This is a genomic window from Bradyrhizobium sp. LHD-71, assembly GCF_031157255.1.
Taxonomy (GTDB): Bacteria; Pseudomonadota; Alphaproteobacteria; order Rhizobiales; family Xanthobacteraceae; genus P52-10.
Map to the genome: position 1 here is coordinate 44,659 of NZ_JAVIFX010000033.1, position 16,000 is coordinate 60,658.

15 protein-coding genes are annotated in these 16,000 nt (G+C 63.2%); 8 read left to right on the top strand and 7 right to left on the bottom strand.

The features are described 5' to 3' along the window. Nucleotides 1–44 precede the first annotated feature (44 nt). The 5 genes from RCO31_RS29040 to RCO31_RS29060 all read left to right on the top strand — a co-directional run bounded on the left by RCO31_RS29040 (nt 45) and on the right by RCO31_RS29060 (nt 4,629). Nucleotides 45–269: a hypothetical protein gene (locus RCO31_RS29040; RefSeq protein ID WP_308971788.1), complete on the top strand. Its 225-nt coding sequence runs from the start codon at nt 45–47 to the stop codon at nt 267–269. Nucleotides 270–430: 161 nt separating this feature from the next. Further along, on the top strand, nt 431–1,738 hold the full coding sequence (purB, locus tag RCO31_RS29045; RefSeq protein WP_308971789.1) for an adenylosuccinate lyase: 1,308 nt from the start codon (nt 431–433) through the stop codon (nt 1,736–1,738). 84 nt (nt 1,739–1,822) lie between these two features. Then, nucleotides 1,823–2,608, top strand: a complete 786-nt coding sequence (murI, locus tag RCO31_RS29050; RefSeq protein WP_308971790.1) for a glutamate racemase — start codon at nt 1,823–1,825, stop codon at nt 2,606–2,608. 229 nt (nt 2,609–2,837) lie between these two features. After that, nucleotides 2,838–3,455: a 30S ribosomal protein S4 gene (gene rpsD, locus RCO31_RS29055; protein ID WP_308971791.1), complete on the top strand. Its 618-nt coding sequence runs from the start codon at nt 2,838–2,840 to the stop codon at nt 3,453–3,455. Between the two features lie 103 nt (nt 3,456–3,558). Next, entirely contained in the window at nt 3,559–4,629 is a 1,071-nt protein-coding gene (locus RCO31_RS29060; protein WP_308971792.1) for a threonine aldolase family protein, read from the top strand. A 76-nt stretch (nt 4,630–4,705) separates the two neighbouring features. On the opposite strand, the gene RCO31_RS29065 is transcribed toward RCO31_RS29060, so the two are convergent. From RCO31_RS29065 to grxD, 4 genes are all read right to left on the bottom strand, one after another. After that, nucleotides 4,706–5,980, bottom strand: coding sequence for a serine hydrolase domain-containing protein (locus tag RCO31_RS29065; protein WP_308971793.1), 1,275 nt, complete (start codon nt 5,978–5,980; stop codon nt 4,706–4,708). Between the two features lie 100 nt (nt 5,981–6,080). Next, nucleotides 6,081–6,614, bottom strand: coding sequence for an O-acetyl-ADP-ribose deacetylase (locus tag RCO31_RS29070; protein WP_308971794.1), 534 nt, complete (start codon nt 6,612–6,614; stop codon nt 6,081–6,083). Next, complete coding sequence (locus tag RCO31_RS29075; protein WP_308971795.1) at nt 6,611–8,545, bottom strand: alpha/beta hydrolase domain-containing protein; 1,935 nt, start codon at nt 8,543–8,545, stop codon at nt 6,611–6,613. Before RCO31_RS29075 ends, RCO31_RS29070 begins: the two co-directional genes overlap by 4 nt. Nucleotides 8,546–8,636: 91 nt before the next feature. Continuing rightward, nucleotides 8,637–8,972, bottom strand: coding sequence for a Grx4 family monothiol glutaredoxin (grxD, locus tag RCO31_RS29080; RefSeq protein ID WP_308971796.1), 336 nt, complete (start codon nt 8,970–8,972; stop codon nt 8,637–8,639). 259 nt (nt 8,973–9,231) lie between these two features. Here grxD and egtB point away from each other — a divergent pair, with 259 nt between their 5' ends. Together egtB and egtD are read left to right on the top strand one after the other, a co-directional pair. Then, on the top strand, nt 9,232–10,488 hold the full coding sequence (gene egtB, locus RCO31_RS29085) for an ergothioneine biosynthesis protein EgtB (RefSeq protein WP_308971797.1): 1,257 nt from the start codon (nt 9,232–9,234) through the stop codon (nt 10,486–10,488). Nucleotides 10,489–10,528: 40 nt separating this feature from the next. Then, nucleotides 10,529–11,500, top strand: a complete 972-nt coding sequence (egtD, locus tag RCO31_RS29090) for an L-histidine N(alpha)-methyltransferase (RefSeq protein WP_308971798.1) — start codon at nt 10,529–10,531, stop codon at nt 11,498–11,500. Here egtD and RCO31_RS29095 read toward each other — a convergent pair. After that, nucleotides 11,483–12,679: a low temperature requirement protein A gene (locus RCO31_RS29095; RefSeq protein WP_308971831.1), complete on the bottom strand. Its 1,197-nt coding sequence runs from the start codon at nt 12,677–12,679 to the stop codon at nt 11,483–11,485. The genes egtD and RCO31_RS29095 overlap by 18 nt on opposite strands. A 21-nt stretch (nt 12,680–12,700) precedes the next feature. Beyond that, nucleotides 12,701–12,937, bottom strand: coding sequence for a BolA family transcriptional regulator (locus RCO31_RS29100; RefSeq protein WP_308971799.1), 237 nt, complete (start codon nt 12,935–12,937; stop codon nt 12,701–12,703). 73 nt (nt 12,938–13,010) lie between these two features. Between RCO31_RS29100 and RCO31_RS29105 the strand changes: the two genes are divergently transcribed. Next, nucleotides 13,011–13,376: a DUF427 domain-containing protein gene (locus tag RCO31_RS29105; protein ID WP_308971800.1), complete on the top strand. Its 366-nt coding sequence runs from the start codon at nt 13,011–13,013 to the stop codon at nt 13,374–13,376. Between the two features lie 204 nt (nt 13,377–13,580). Here RCO31_RS29105 and purL read toward each other — a convergent pair whose 3' ends face one another. Beyond that, nucleotides 13,581–15,794 (bottom strand): phosphoribosylformylglycinamidine synthase subunit PurL, encoded by a 2,214-nt coding sequence (gene purL / locus RCO31_RS29110; RefSeq protein WP_308971801.1) that lies wholly within the window; start codon nt 15,792–15,794, stop codon nt 13,581–13,583. Nucleotides 15,795–16,000 lie beyond the last annotated feature (206 nt).

Below are 16,000 nucleotides of genomic sequence, written 5' to 3' on the forward strand. Positions count from 1 at the left end.
AGCGCAAATAACATGCACGGCAACTCAAGTCCTGGATGCGCGCCATGTGCTTGCCTTCCTACGTTCGCCGCAACGCCGACGGATCGATCGACTTCGATCACTACCGCCGCGCCGCTGCACGCGAGCGGACGCGAACGATCCGCCATACGTTCGGCCGCTGCGGCGCGGCCCTCGGGGCCGTCGCACTCGCTGGCCGCCGATTGAAGCGCGCGTTGTCCGGGCGGCCGTCGCGCACGCTGGCCAATCGACCGTCGCGCTTTCCTTCATGAGTGCACACGCTCGGACATCAGAGCACGCGCTGCGCCCTGGCACTCGAATCATTTATTGACAAAACACGCTTGCGGATCAGGCATCTTCCAGCTCCGGGAATCCCCAATTGCCGCCGCTTTCCCCCTCTGCTACAGGCCTCTTTTAAGCGAGAGAGCCGCCCATGATCCCCCGCTACTCCCGACCTGAAATGGCTGCCATCTGGGAGCCCCAGACCCGTTTCCGCATCTGGTTCGAGATCGAGGCGCACGCCGCCGATGCGCTGGCCGAGATCGGCACAATTCCCAAGACCGCCGCGAAAACCGTCTGGGACAAGGCCAGGAACGCAACCTTCGACGTGGCGCGGATCGACGAGATCGAGCGGGAGACCAAACACGACGTCATCGCCTTCCTGACCCATCTCGCCGAGATCGTCGGGCCTGAGGCGCGCTTCGTGCATCAGGGCATGACATCGTCCGACGTGCTCGACACCTGCTTCAACGTGCAGCTCGTGCGGGCGACCGATATCCTGATCAAGGACGTCGATGTCTTGCTGGCCGCGCTCAAGCGGCGCGCCCTCGAGCACAAGATGACGCCGACCATCGGCCGTTCGCACGGCATCCATGCCGAACCGGTCACCTTCGGTCTCAAGCTTGCACAGGCCTACGCGGAGTTCGATCGCGCCAGGCAACGGCTGATCGCGGCGCGCGAGGAAGTTGCCACCTGCGCAATCTCCGGCGCCGTCGGCACCTTCGCCAATATCGATCCGCGCGTCGAAGAGCATGTGGCGAAAAAGATGGGCCTCGCCGTCGAGCCGGTCTCGACGCAGGTGATTCCGCGCGACCGGCACGCGATGTATTTCGCAACCCTCGCCGTCGTCGCTTCGTCGATCGAGCGGCTGGCGACCGAAATCCGTCATCTGCAGCGCTCGGAAGTCTACGAGGCGGAGGAGTTTTTTTCGGAGGGGCAGAAGGGCTCCTCGGCGATGCCGCACAAGCGCAATCCGGTGCTCACGGAAAATCTCACCGGCCTTGCCCGGATGGTGCGGGCCTATGCGACTCCGGCGATGGAGAACGTCGCGCTGTGGCACGAGCGCGACATCTCGCACTCCTCGGTCGAGCGCATGATCGGTCCCGACGCAACCGTGACACTCGACTTCGCGCTGATGCGGCTCGCCGGCGTCGTCGACAAGCTCCTGGTCTATCCCCAGAACATGCAGAAGAATCTCGACCGCCTCGGCGGGCTGGTGCACTCGCAGCGCGTGCTGCTGGCGTTGACGCAGAAGGGCGTCAGCCGCGAGGATGCCTATCGCCTCGTGCAGCGCAACGCCATGCCGGTATGGCGCGGCGAAGGCGACTTCCTGGCGCTCTTGAAGAAGGACGCGGAGGTAAAGGCCAAGCTGTCCGACGCGGAGCTCGAAGAGCTTTTCGACCTCGGCTATCACCTCAAGCACGTCGATACGATCTTCAGACGGGTATTCGGGACGGCGTGACGCCCTGCCGGTGTCAGAAGTTGGATCAGAGCCGTCGCAATTTGATTACTGAATGGTAACCGCGGATCGGGTAGATAGCTTCCCGTGGCGCAGCTTCCCACCATCCTCGTCTTCGATTCCGGCCTTGGCGGTCTGACGGTGCTGCGCGAGATCGTCGAGATGCGGCCCGACGTGCGCTGCATCTACGTCGCCGACGACGCCTTTTTCCCCTATGGGCACCATGCCGAGGATGTGCTCGCCGCCCGCGTCGTGCCGCTCATCGGCGAACTGATCGAAGTCCACGATCCCCGTCTCGTGGTGATCGCCTGCAACACAGCTTCCACGCTGGTGATGGCGCACCTGCGCGCGGCCTACAGCACGCCGTTCGTCGGCACGGTGCCGGCGATCAAGCCGGCCTGCGCCTCCTCCAGGACGAAGCGTGTGTCCGTGCTCGGGACCAGGGGCACGGTGGCCCGCGAATACACACAGCGGCTGATCCATGATTTCGGCCAGGGCTGCGAGGTGACGCTGGTCGGCGCTGCCAATCTGCCGTCGCTGGCCGAAGCGGCGCTTCGAGGCGAGCCCGTCAGCGACGCCGACATTGCCGCCGAGATCGCGCCCTGCTTCCTCGACGGCCAAGCGCTGACCGATACGGTCGTGCTTGCCTGCACGCACTTTCCGCTGCTGAAAGACAGGTTGACGCGGCTCGCGCCGTGGCCGGTGGACTGGGTCGATCCGGCGCCCGCGATCGCCCGGCGAACCTCGGACCTGCTCGGGCCTCCCCTCGGCAGCGAACCGGCGCCCCCACCGCGGATGCTGTTCACGTCCGGCCGTCCCGCGCTGCCTGATCCGGTGCTGGCACCGTTCATCAGGGCGCGCGTCCCGGCTTGATCGCGGGGCATGCACCGGGCGCGCGGCATCGTGGATGTTGATTGACCCTCCTGCCGTTTTGCCCTAGAAGCCACCTCGCTCGCGGGCCGTTTCGGCCCGCGTTGCGTTTCGCGACCCGTGGTTCCATCCTTTGCAGGCTTTAGGATTGGAACCTGTCGGCGCCGGATACCATTCCGGGGCAACAGGAGGGCGCGTTTCCTCAAATCTATCAATGTCTTAAGAGGACGCGATGACAAAGCGCAGTGAGTCGAAATACAAGATCGACCGTCGTATGGGCCAGAACATCTGGGGCCGCCCGAAGAGCCCCGTGAACAAGCGCGAATACGGCCCCGGCCAGCACGGCCAGCGCCGCAAGGGCAAGCTCTCCGACTTCGGCGTGCAGCTCCGCGCCAAGCAGAAGCTCAAGGGCTACTACGCCAACATCTCCGAGCGGCAGTTCCACGGCATCTATGTGGAAGCGACCCGTCTCAAGGGCGACTCGGGTGAGCACCTGATCGGCCTGCTCGAGCGCCGTCTCGACACGGTCGTCTATCGCGCCAAGTTCGTGCCGACCATGTTCGCCGCACGCCAGTTCATCAACCACGGCCACATCAAGGTGAACGGCAAGCGCGTCAACATCGCGAGCTACAAGGTGAAGCCGGGCGACGTCATCGAGGTAAAGGAAGCCTCCAGGCAGCTCGCGATCGTGCTGGAAGCGAATGCACTCGCCGAGCGCGATGTGCCGGACTTCCTCGAGGTCGATCACTCCAAGCAGTCGGCGAAGCTGGTGCGCATTCCGAACCTTTCGGAAGTACCCTTCCCGGTCATGATGGAACCGCACCTGATCGTCGAATACTATTCGCGCTAACGACGCGGCATCGGAAATTTGCTCGAAGGCCCCGGCGCAATCCGGGGCCTTTTTGTTTAGTCTCGCCATTTCGGATTGCTAAGGTCGCTTGCACGAGGTCGCCATGGTCTACGCCCCTGTCCCGTTCGAGACGAACGCCGCTCCCGTTCGCATCAACATGCTGTCGGATACCCAGAGCCGGCCGACGCCGGCAATGCGGGAGGCGATCGCACGCGCGGAAGTCGGCGACGAGCAGATCGGCGGCGACCCGACGATCAATCGCCTCTGCGAGCGTGTCGCCGATCTGCTCGGCAAGGAAGCTGCGGTTTTCCTGCCGTCGGGCACCATGTGCAACGTCGCGGGCATCCTCGCGCATTGCCGGCCGGGTGATGAAATCCTGGCGCACGCGACCGCGCATATTCTGACCAGCGAGGGCGGCAGTCATGCGGCGCTTGGCGGCTTTCAGATCACGCCGCTTGGCGGCGACAACGGACAATTCTCCATCGACGGCCTGCGCGCCGCTTTTCGCGTGCCGAGCCGCTATGCGCCGCCGCAAACTCTGGTCTCTGCCGAGCAGACGGCGAACATCGGCGGCGGCACGATCTGGCCGAAGGCTGTCCTCGACGAGATCGCGCGCGTGGCGAAGACGCAGGGCATGGCGACGCACATGGACGGCGCGCGGCTGCTCAATGCCTGCGTCGCGACCGGTATCTCCGCTCGCGAGATGGCCGCGGGCTGGGACTCGGTCTGGATCGACTTCACCAAAGGCCTCGGCGCACCGATCGGCGCGGCGCTGGCCGGCTCGCGCGACTTCATCGACCAGGTATGGCGCTGGAAACAGCGGCTCGGCGGCGCCTTTCGCCAGGGCGGCATCGCCGCCGCCGGCTGCCTTTACGCCCTCGATCACCACGTCGAGCGACTTGCGGACGATCACGCCAACGCGCGAGCACTGGCGCGCGGTCTCAGCCAGATTGAAGGCCTTCAGGTGCAGCAGCCGGAAACCAACCTAGTCTACATCGACACGCGCGGGTCAGGCCTCGCCCCGACGAAACTCCAGTCGGAGCTGCTCGCACGCGGCGTGCTGGTCTCCCTGCTCGGCGGCCGCATTCGCGCCTGTACCCACCTCGACGTCAGCGCCGCGATGGTCGAGGAAGCGGTCGCTCTCACACGCGAAATCGTGCGCGGAAACGGATGACGCAAAGCCTCGTCATTGCGAGAGCAACGCCACTCCGTTCCTCGGACGGCTGCCGCTCGTCGTCGAACGTCCAATGTCAGTTCGGCTTCTCGAGCGCGGTGTAGACGAGGTTCTTGATCACGTTGCGATAGCGCAGGCGCTGGGTCGGGCTCTGCATCATCATCACCGCAAACATTTCCTCCTTCGGGTCAGCCCAGAAGAAAGTGCCGCCGGCGCCGCCCCAGTACAGTTCGCCGATCGATCCTGGCACCGCGCTCGCCCCCTGCTCGACCCTCACGCCAAAGCCGAGGCCAAATCCGAACCCTGGGCCGGGCAGAAACGTCCTCGTGGTCAAGATACCGGTCGAAGGACCGATGTGGTTCGACGCCATCCAGGCGAAGATCTTTGGGCTGAGATAACGACGGCCGTCCAGAGTGCCGCGATTGACGATCATCTGCGCAAAGCGCGCATAGTCGTGGATGGTTGAAATGAGGCCACCGCCGCCGCTTTGCCAGGGCTTTTCGATACGAGGATTGAACAAGGCGTTCGCACCCGAGCCGCCGTCATTCGCCAGCGGTTCGGCGATCAACGCCTGCTTGGCAGCATCGGTCACATAGAACGACGTGTCCTTCATGCCGAGTGGATCGAACAGCCGCTCCTTGAACACCTGGATCAGTGGCTTTCCTTCGACGACCTCGATCACACGTCCGAGCACGTCGGTGGAATGGCTGTACTCCCAAGTCGTGCCGGGCTGATGCGCCAGCGGCAATGCGGCGATCCGCTCCACGAACTCCTCATTGGTCGGTCGCGTCACCTCGAAACGCTGCTCCCCATAGCTGGCGTAGACGAGGCCATGGCCTGAAAACGCGTATGTGATGCCAGACGTGTGGCGCAGCAGATCCTGAATGGTCATCTGCTTGCGTACCGGCACCAGATTGAGGACCGGTTTGCCATCTTCGCCAGGCTGCTCGACGCCGACCTGCGACTTTCCGAAGCTCGGAATGTACTTCGCGACCGGCTCTTCGAGCGAAAGCTTGCCGTCCTGCACCAGCATCAGAGCTGCGACCGACGTGATGGGTTTGGTCATCGAATAAATGCGGAACAGTGTGTCCGCCGTCATCGGCGCCTTGGTCGCGGCGTCACGCACGCCAAAAGCCTCGAAATACGCCGGCCGACCGCGCCGCTGCACCAGCACGATCGCCCCGGGCACCTTGCCGGCGGTGACCTCGTCCTGGAAGAAGTTGGTCAGTGTCTTGAGCCTCTCGCGCGAGAAACCGAGTTGCTCCGGCTGGCTCTCGCCGATGCCTTCGGCGGCGACAGGCCCCGCCGCAAGCAGCAATGACAGGGCCGACGCGATCGCAAATGAACGCATTGAAATCCTCCCCTTCCTTCCGGCTCGGTTCGAGATGTCAGTCACCGGTTTTGCGTCAAGCGTAGCTGCACTTTGCAACAGCGCAAGGACGAAGGTTGCATCAAATGCGATGCAGAGCGTCGCGATGCAGGCGCTCGCCCGCGTCCGAAAAGCAGCAGAAGATCAAGTGTTTGATGGACGACGCTGCGCCGATGGCTTCAGATGAAGTTTTCACTGCAATCATTGCGGCGCGATCGGGCGGGAACGCATAGATCCCGGTTGAGATCGCTGGGAAAGCGATCGAGGCGAGCTTGTGCTCTTCTGCGATCTCGATCGCCCGCCGATAGCACGACGACAACAATGCGTCCTCGTCATGACTGCCGCCGTGCCACACCGGCCCGACCGCATGGATCACATGCTTGGCCGGAAGCCTGTAGCCCTTTGTAATTTTCGCGTCGCCCGTCGCGCAGCCGCCGAGTGTGCGGCATTCCTTCAGCAGTTCGGGACCCGCCCTGCGATGGATGGCGCCGTCCACACCGCCGCCGCCAAGCAGCGAGGTGTTGGCTGCATTGACGATGGCATCGATGGCGAGCGTCGTGATGTCGGCGACAACGACCTCGAACTGGGTGCCACCGATGATGCGCGTCGGGGTCATTTGGCGGCTGCGGCAGGCGCCGACGCAAACGCCCTGCACGCCTTTGCCGCCTCGACATAGGCCGCTGCATCGGCGAGCAGCAACAGCCGGTCAGCCACAAGCCGATCCACACAAGCCTTCACTTGCGACACGTAGTCGTCCAGTGACCGATAACGCTCGGCAAGCGAAAGCCTGGTATCGGCGGTGGCCTCGCGCTCAGCCTTGGTGCGCGCGAACAGCACGAACGAGCCGTCGCGGTCGGCAAACTCGTCCGGCAGATCGCGGAAAACGTTCCAGCCGGTAAAGGTCGCGAGTGGCACCGCCACCGGCGGCAGGCGGATGCCGGCTACCTCGTTGCCGTCCGGATCGACGGCGGAAACCAGGGTGACATAGGCGCCGTCGGCCTTCCCGCTTTCATTGTCGGGGCTGCCGGGCGGATCGATCCAGTCGACCGGGGTCGTGCGGTTGCTGCCATGGACGCAAGGGAGCGCGAAATCCGGCGCGGTCGGAAAGCGTATCGTGGCGGGATCAACGGCCGTGCCATCCGCAATCGACGGTACATGGCTTTCCGGCGGCGCGATGCCTCGCACCACCCAATCCTCCATGGCGACCAGCAACGCGCGCACCGCCGGCAGCGGGCTCTGCCAGTTGACGGCGTTGGCGTTCGGCCCGCGCGGCGCGGTCGGCAACGCGCCGGCGTGCTGCGTGCCGGCGATCAGATAGGTCCGGGTCGTCGCAGGCATGACGAGATCGGTCTTGCCGAGGCCGTCGATCGTGAGCAACGATGCCCCCTTCTCCCAGTACTCGGCCGACGTATTGCTCTGGATCAGCAGCGGATCGGTCCCATCGCCTTGGAACAGCGAGCCGGTCCTGCCGCTGAAGGGATCGGTGCCAGGTGCCGCAGCGAACGGAAACCAGGCTTCGGGATATAAGTGATCCACATGTTGTGAGATCGTGCGGTTCGGTTCGGCAAACGAGTGATTGATGAACGTCTTGCCGTCACCGCCAGTGTGCGCATGCACGCCATCGAACACCCGCCGGCCGGCGAGATCGCGGTTCATGTGCAGATCAAGAAAGTGCCGAAGGTATCGTCCGCTTTGAGAAATGCCGAAGGCGATGGCGTGGCGCGGCTTGCTCGCAGCCAGCGGCGAGTCCGGCGCGTAGCGCAGGAACGACACGAGATCGCGCACGGCAGTGAATGCGATTCCGGCGACGTGCGAGTTGGTTGCCTCGTACCAGAATTCGTAGATCGTCAACGGCGTTGGCTGTGTCTCCTCAGGCAGCAGACGAACATGTCGCGCGTCGGCGAATTCCCACTGGTCGCGCGGGATTTCGATGCGCTTGTCCGTCTCGCGCCGGCGCATCATCAGCCGCGCCCTGTCCTTGTCGAGTGAGGCCGCCGGATAGGTCAGCACGATCGAATCCGAGGACGGGATGCGCTTGCCGACCTGGAATTCCTCGCGAATGCGCCGAACCATCGGCTTGCCGTCCTCGAACGCAAGCGGAAAGCGGACTGTCATCAACGCATTGCGGCTGGCCAGGGTCGGGTCCCAACCCGACCAGATGAGTGTCAGGCCGCGCTCGAACAACAGGCCAGTGCCTGCATGCGCGCGTGAAACCGGATCGTTCAGTTCAAAAGGATTTGCGGGATCCGCCGGCGTCACGCCGTTGAGCCGACCGATCAGCTTGTTGCCGCGATTGGTGACCTCATAGAGAATGACACCGTTGCCGCGCTCGGGTTCGATAGGCCGGAGTATCTCAAGGTCGATCTCATAGACGACGCGGCCGTTGGCATCGCGCGGCGCCTTCTCCAGATCGACGATTGGTGTGTTCTGCGGGTCGTTCGGATCGAGGGTGCCGTGCGCGACACCCTTCAGCCGTTCATAAACGCCGGTTTTGCCGAAAGCATGGCCCTCGGCAAATGGCTGTATGCTATCGATCCTGATGTCCATCCCGCGCCTCCCCAGTGCGCTGGATCTGACGTTCGCACCAGCCTTTGCCCATCGTTAGAAGCCGGACGCGAGCGTCCGGCCCCGCGACAAACTACTCGGCGGCCTGGCGGGTGGCGATGCCCTTGTCGGCGAACAGCTTCTGCAACTCGCTCGCTTGAAACATCTCGCGGATGATGTCGCAACCACCGATGAACTCGCCCTTCACGTAAAGTTGAGGGATCGTCGGCCAGTTCGAATACGCCTTGATGCCGTTCCGCAGCTCATCCGAGTCCAGCACATTGAGGCCTTTGTACGGTACGCCGACGTGGTCGAGGATCTGCACCACCTGACCCGAGAATCCGCACATTGGAAACTGTGGGGTGCCCTTCATGAACAGCACCACATCGTTGGATTTCACTTCATTGTCGATGAATTGTTCGATGCTCATGGCTCGTCCTTAACTAGACGCCCGGCTGATGCCGCGTGTCGTGTCATGCTGACAATATATGTCACCATGATCATATATGCAGCATCTTAGCCTGAAACATTCCGGCATCCCAAGCGAATTTGAGGGCGGGCAATGGGTTTGAAATGACGGCCACCATATTGCCGTTAACGACGAATCGCATGTCAGCCGGCCAGGCCTGAACGTTGAAACCAAGTCTTTCTCCGGAACGCATCTGCGAGAACGACGTTCTTCTGTCAAAATGGGGTTCCGTGTGACGAATATAGCTGCGACCGCCAAGGCGTCCCCGATAGGGCCGGCGGCAGACGAACAAAGCAAGGCGGAGCAGTTGGTGGACGCTTTTCGTGCGGTTCGCGCGGAGACCGAGCGCCGCGCCGCTCCGCTTTCGGCCGAGGACCAACTTGTCCAGTCGATGCCCGACGCAAGTCCTGCGAAGTGGCACCGTGCGCACACAACCTGGTTCTTCGAGCAGTTCCTGCTCGTGCCGCATGTCAGCGGCTACAAGCCCTTCCATGCGGACTTCGCCTTTCTCTTCAACTCATATTACGTCACCGCCGGCCCGCGATATGCGCGCACGCACCGCGGCGTCGTCACGCGCCCCTCTGTCGCCGAAGTGGCGGCCTACCGTGCCCATGTCGATGCTGCCATGGAAACGGCGCTGCGATCGGCGGACGACACCCTGCTCGCGACGCTGGCGCCATTGATCGAGGTCGGCATCAATCACGAGCAGCAGCATCAGGAGCTGATGCTCACCGACGTCCTGCACGCTTTCTCGCTCAACCCTGTGGCACCGGCTTACGACCCACAATGGCGTTGGCCCACGTCCAAACGCAGCGGTGGTGCCCTCGATCTGCCGGAAGGCATTCACACCGTCGGCCACAGCGACGAAAGCTACTGCTTCGACAACGAGCGGCCAGCACACCGCGCGCTGGTCGGTCCGGTCAAGATCGCACGCGACCTCGTCACCAACCGTGAGTGGCTCGCCTTCATGCAGGACGGCGGCTACGCCACCGCAACGCTCTGGCTGATGGACGGCTTGGCGACGGCGACATCAGAGGAATGGAATGCACCCGGTCACTGGCGCGAGATCGACGGTGAATGGCACGTGATGACGCTGGCCGGGTTGAAAAAGCTCGATCCGGACGCGCCCGTCTGCCACGTCAGTTACTATGAGGCCGACGCGTTCGCGCGCTGGAGCGGCAAGCATCTTCCGACCGAAATGGAGTGGGAGGTGGCCACCCGCACGGGCCAGCTCAACGACGCCTTCGGCATCGTCTGGCAATGGACCCGCAGCGCCTATTCGCCCTACCCTGGCTATGCGGCCGTCGAAGGCGCGCTCGGCGAGTACAACGGCAAGTTCATGGTGAACCAGCTCGTGCTGCGCGGCAGCTCGCTGGCGACACCCGCCGGACACAGCCGCCTCACCTACCGCAATTTCTTTTATCCGCACCAGCGCTGGCAGTTCATGGGACTGCGGCTTGCGGATTACGGCTCCTGAACCCTTCCATCATACGTCGTGTCGCATTGAGGACTCACGCATGAATCTTCATATCAATCGATTGCAACGCACGCCGCAGCGCGAGCAGCAGAATTCCGCATTTGCGCTCGATGCGCTGGAGGGCCTCACGCGAGCGCAGAAAAGCTTGTCGCCGAAATATTTCTACGACGCGACAGGCTCAAATCTGTTCGAGCAGATTACGCTGCTGCCGGAATACTATCCGACGCGGACCGAGCTCGGCATTTTGCGCGATCAGGGAGCCGATATCGCGGCGCTCATTCCGAAGGGCGCGGCCTTGGTCGAGTTCGGCGCGGGCGCGACCACCAAAGTTCGCCTGCTCTTGGAGAAGTGCTCGTTCGCCGCATATGTGCCGGTCGACATCTCCGGCGAGTTTCTCAAATCGCAAGCCAGCGGGTTGCGGAAGGATTTTCCGGAGCTGGCCGTGCATCCGGTAGCCGCGGATTTCACGCAAGGCTTCGAACTGCCGGCCGAGGTCCGCGAGCTGCCAAAGGTCGGCTTTTTTCCCGGCTCCACGCTCGGCAATTTTGAACCCGAGGAAGCATCACGCTTCCTTTGTCGGGCGGCAGAGATCCTCGGCAAGGGTGCGCTCCTGATTCTTGGCGTCGATCTCGAAAAGGATGAGAACTTGCTGCAAGCTGCCTACAACGATGCGGCGGGCGTCACTGCGCAGTTCAATCTCAACCTTCTGGTGCGGATGAATCGCGAGCTTGGAGCAAACTTCGACGTATCGTCGTTTGCGCACCGTGCGATCTACAATCGCGAAAAGCACCGCATCGAAATGCATCTCTTCAGCAGCAAGGCGCAGAAGGTGCGGCTGTGCGGACGGACGATCGCCTTTGCGGCCGGTGAAAGCATCCACACCGAGAACAGCTACAAGTACAGCGTCGCAAGGCTCGGCGCTCTTGCGCGCGCGTCGGGCTGGAGACTCGATACGTCCTGGACCGACACGAACCGCATGTTCTCGGTTCATGCACTACGGGCGAATCTCTGAGGTCACCTCAAGCGTTCGTTTGTCGCCGATCGAGATCGCTTCCCACACGGCCACGATCAGCAGAATTGCGGTCGTGACCGATGACAGGATCAGCGGCGACAGCAGCCGGCCGACCGGCGCCACCACGATCAGCGCTGCAATCCCCACCAGATGCGACAGCTGCAGCCGGCCATGGATCGTGCGCTTGAACAGGATCACGCCCACAAGAAACAGCAACGGCCCACCGACGAGGCTCATCACCGCCTTCACATCCGAGTGTCCTGATGGATGGGCGAGCACAAGTTCGTCACCGACAGCGACCATGACGATGCCCGCGACGATCGGCATATGCAGATAGGTGTACGCCAGCCGGGCGACCCGGCCCGGATTCTGCGCATGCGAAATGCTATGCGCGCCCGCCTCTGCGCCTTTATGGAAGTAGATCCACCACATCGCCAGGCTGCCGACGAAAGCGACAAGGAAAGCGCCGACCGCCTCTGGCGTCCAGGTAAGCTTGGAAAAGGTCGCGCCGGTCACAAGGATCGATTCGCCGAGCGCGATGATGATGAAGAGCGCACACCGCTCTGCCATGTGACCGCCTTCAACGGTCCAGTCCTGCGCGGATGAGCGGCCAAGGCCCGGCGTCCAGAAGCCGGCCGCAGGCGACACATACTCGATCGCGAGCGCCAGCCCCCACAGCAGCAGGCGATTTTCGCCGTGGGCGAAACCTCCGGCAATCCAGAGAACGCCGCTCGCCGACAGCCAGACCAGAATGCGGAGGAAGTTGCACTTCAACGCCGGTTGCGTGTCGGGGACGGACAGGTACATGAAAAGCGTTCGGCCGACCTGCATCGCCGCAAACGCAATGCCAAAAGCAAGGCCGCGCTCCTCGAACGCTTTCGGAATGGATGTCGAGAGCACAAGGCCTGCCAGCATCAGCACGAAAAGGCCGATGCGTACCGGGGTCCGCTCGGGGTCGAGCCAGTTGGTGATCCACGACGTGAAGATCCAGACCCACCACACGGCCAGGAACAGGACAGCGACCTCGATCACGCCGAGCGGCGTGAAGTGTTCCAGCAGTGTGTGGGAGATCTGCGTGACCGCAAAGACGAACACGAGATCAAAGAACAGTTCGACATAAGTGACACGATGATGGCCGCCGGCCGCGCGCTCGCGCATCAGCGTGGCGCGGGTAGTCATGTCCGTCATCGCCTGCTCGCGTTACTTTTCCGGCGCGCTGGTCTGCAGCGCCAGTGCATGCAACACGCCGCCCATCTGGCCCTTCAGCGCCTGATAGACGATCTGATGCTGCTGCACGCGCGACTTGCCACGGAACGATTCGGAAATCACGGTCGCGGCATAGTGATCGCCATCGCCGGCCAGGTCGCGAATGGTAACTTCCGCGTCCGGGATCGCGGCCTTGATCATGCTTTCGATATCCCGGGCATCCATCGGCATCAGTGGGACCTCCTGTGATTGGACTTTACAGCCACTATATTCGCTTAAGGTTCCCTTGGACACAGGATGCATCATGAAAACTCCCGGCCCCGATCACCCGATCACGATTACACCAAATCCGCGGCGGGTCCGCGTCATCGTCGGCGGCAAGGTCGTTGCAGATACAACATCGGCGCTGGCGCTCAAGGAAGCGACCTATCCGGTCGTCAACTACATTCCGCGCGAGGACGCCGATATGTCGGTATTGAAGCCGACGGCACATTCAACGCACTGCCCCTACAAGGGCGACGCGCGCTACTTCAGCATCGAGGTCGACGGCAAGTCGATCGAGAACGCGGTCTGGAGTTACGAGGATCCTTTTCCAGCGATGACCGGAATCACGAAATATCTCGCCTTCTATCCCAACAAGGTCGACAAGATTGAAGAGCTGTCGGCGTAGGCTCTAGGGCCGTGGATGAGTGGGAAGCTGCGCCCGCCGGAGCCTGGAATGGGCAGCTTGCACCTGACTGGCACCGAACCTGCATGAGGCCCGGGCGGGCTCACATGCAGGAAACCATCTCATGTTCACAGGTATGGCAGGCCTTTTGGTGGGAATGGCGCTCACCCTCACGCTCCTGGTGGCGATTGCCGACATGGACGTGAGCTAGGCCGTCTCGCCCCGCATGTAGGCAGGGAACCAGTGTTCGAACGTCCGCTTCAGGGTCGCGACCGCAACCGGATGTTCCCCGGCGACCGCGAGCGCGTCGCCGCCCGTGGCGCCGATCCGCACGCAGGGCACGCCGACAGCCGTGGTCTTGGTCAGGATCGTTTCGACCTGATCCTCCGCCACCGTGATCACGTAGCGGCCCTGATCCTCACCGAACCACCAGGCGTGCGGGACGATTGACGGTGGCGGCGCGTCGAGCGTAGCGCCGATGTTGCCGGCGATTGCCATTTCGGCCAGCGCCACCAACAGACCGCCATCGGAGAGGTCGTGCACGGCTGTCGCAGTGCCCGCATGGATCATGCCGCGTACCACTTCGCCATTGCGCCGCTCGGCGGCAAGATCGACCGGCGGCGGCGCACCCTCCTCGCGCCCACAGACCTCGCGCAGCCAGATCGATTGACCGAGCCAGCCCTGCGTTTCGCCGATCAGGAGGATCGCCTCACCGGCGCGCTTGAAGGCGAGCGTCGCCGACTTGGTGAAGTCGTCGAGCAGGCCGACGCCGCCGATGGTCGGCGTCGGCAGAATGCCGCGGCCATTGGTTTCGTTGTACAGCGAGACGTTGCCGGACACGACGGGGAAATCGAGAACCTTGCAGGCCTCGGAAATGCCGCGCAGGCAGCCGACGAACTGGCCCATGATCTCAGGCCGCTCGGGATTGCCGAAGTTGAGATTGTCGGTCAGCGCCAGCGGGCGTCCGCCGACCGCAGTGATGTTGCGCCACGCCTCCGCCACCGCCTGCTTGCCACCCTCGAATGGATCCGCTTCGCAGTAGCGCGGCGTCACATCGGCGGTCAGCGCCAGCCCTTTCGGCCCGTCCAGCACCCGCACCACGGCGGCATCGCCGCCGGGGCGCTGCACCGTGTTACCGAGAATGACGTGGTCGTACTGCTCCCACACCCAGCGCCGCGAGCACATGTCGGGCGAAGCGATGATCTTCTCCAACGCATCGACGTTCGGCAGCGGAGCCTCGATATCACGCGCGTGGATGACCGGCAGCTTCGGCGTATCGATGAACGGGCGATTATAGACGGGCGCCTCGTCGCCAAGCTCCTTGATCGGAAGGTCGGCCATCACGTCGCCGCCGTGCTTGACGACGAAGCGTTTGGTCGGCGTCGTGTAGCCGACGACAGCGAAGTCGAGCCCCCATTTGCGGAAGATCGCCTCGGCCTCCTGCTCCTTCTCCGGCTTCAGCACCATGAGCATGCGCTCCTGGCTCTCCGACAGCATCATCTCGTAGGCGCTCATGCCGAGTTCGCGGGTGGGCACCTTGTCGAGATCGAGATCGACGCCGAGATCGCCCTTCGCGCCCATCTCTACCGCCGAACAGGTGAGGCCTGCAGCGCCCATGTCCTGGATCGCGATCACGCAATCCTTGCGCATGATCTCGAGGCAGGCTTCGAGCAACAGCTTTTCGGCAAACGGATCGCCGACTTGCACGGTCGGCCGCTTTTCCTCCGAGGAATCGTCGAATTCGGCGGACGCCATTGTTGCGCCGTGGATGCCGTCGCGGCCGGTCTTCGAGCCGAGATAGACGATCGGCATATTCACGCCCGAGGCGGCCGCGTAGAAAATCTTGTCGCTCTCCGCGAGACCGACCGCCATTGCATTGACGAGGATGTTGCCGTCGTAGCGCGTGTGAAAGCGGACCTGGCCACCCACCGTCGGCACCCCGAACGAGTTGCCGTAGCCGCCGATGCCGGCGACGACACCTGACACGAGATGGCGCGTCTTCGGATGCGAGGGCGCTCCGAAGGAGAGCGCATTGAGGCAGGCGATCGGCCGCGCGCCCATGGTGAACACGTCGCGCAGGATGCCGCCGACGCCAGTGGTGGCGCCCTGATACGGCTCGATGAAGCTCGGATGGTTATGGCTCTCCATCTTGAACACCACCGCCAGCCCGTCGCCGATGTCGATCACACCGGCGTTCTCGCCCGGACCCTGGATCACCCAGGGCGCCTTGGTCGGCAGTCCGCGCAGATGGATGCGGGACGACTTGTACGAACAATGCTCGTTCCACATCGCCGAAAAGATGCCGAGCTCGGTGAAGCTCGGCACGCGACCGATCAGCTTCAGGATGCGCTCATATTCGTCCGGCTTCAGGCCGTGAGAGGCGACGAGATCGGGGGTGATTTGGGGCTCGTTCTTGCTCATCAGTCCCTGTCATTTCGGGCGGGTAGGCCTCCACATTCCAGGTTCGCGAGACCTGGAACATCAGCCTGGAAAGGCCCTTACTGCACGTCGAGCCCTGCAACCGCAAGCGTCCGTTGCGCGCAAATCACACTCCAGATCCGCAAATCCGGCGCCATTGCCTCCGGTGGCCGGAAGCCTCTAAGACGGGCTCGAAACCCATTGCGCCG

Excerpts from the sequence above, each read along its gene's own strand:
- egtB (WP_308971797.1), top strand. The coding sequence starts at position 9,232 with ATGGGGTTCCGTGTGACGAATATAGCTGCGACCGCCAAGGCGTCCCCG.
- RCO31_RS29065 (WP_308971793.1), bottom strand. The coding sequence starts at position 5,980 with ATGCGTTCATTTGCGATCGCGTCGGCCCTGTCATTGCTGCTTGCGGCG.
- purB (WP_308971789.1), top strand. The coding sequence starts at position 431 with ATGATCCCCCGCTACTCCCGACCTGAAATGGCTGCCATCTGGGAGCCC.
- RCO31_RS29070 (WP_308971794.1), bottom strand. The coding sequence starts at position 6,614 with ATGACCCCGACGCGCATCATCGGTGGCACCCAGTTCGAGGTCGTTGTC.
- purL (WP_308971801.1), bottom strand. The coding sequence starts at position 15,794 with ATGAGCAAGAACGAGCCCCAAATCACCCCCGATCTCGTCGCCTCTCAC.
- RCO31_RS29075 (WP_308971795.1), bottom strand. The coding sequence starts at position 8,545 with ATGGACATCAGGATCGATAGCATACAGCCATTTGCCGAGGGCCATGCT.
- grxD (WP_308971796.1), bottom strand. The coding sequence starts at position 8,972 with ATGAGCATCGAACAATTCATCGACAATGAAGTGAAATCCAACGATGTG.
- RCO31_RS29060 (WP_308971792.1), top strand. The coding sequence starts at position 3,559 with ATGGTCTACGCCCCTGTCCCGTTCGAGACGAACGCCGCTCCCGTTCGC.
- RCO31_RS29040 (WP_308971788.1), top strand. The coding sequence starts at position 45 with ATGTGCTTGCCTTCCTACGTTCGCCGCAACGCCGACGGATCGATCGAC.
- RCO31_RS29100 (WP_308971799.1), bottom strand. The coding sequence starts at position 12,937 with ATGCCGATGGATGCCCGGGATATCGAAAGCATGATCAAGGCCGCGATC.
- RCO31_RS29095 (WP_308971831.1), bottom strand. The coding sequence starts at position 12,679 with ATGACTACCCGCGCCACGCTGATGCGCGAGCGCGCGGCCGGCGGCCAT.
- RCO31_RS29105 (WP_308971800.1), top strand. The coding sequence starts at position 13,011 with ATGAAAACTCCCGGCCCCGATCACCCGATCACGATTACACCAAATCCG.
- egtD (WP_308971798.1), top strand. The coding sequence starts at position 10,529 with ATGAATCTTCATATCAATCGATTGCAACGCACGCCGCAGCGCGAGCAG.
- rpsD (WP_308971791.1), top strand. The coding sequence starts at position 2,838 with ATGACAAAGCGCAGTGAGTCGAAATACAAGATCGACCGTCGTATGGGC.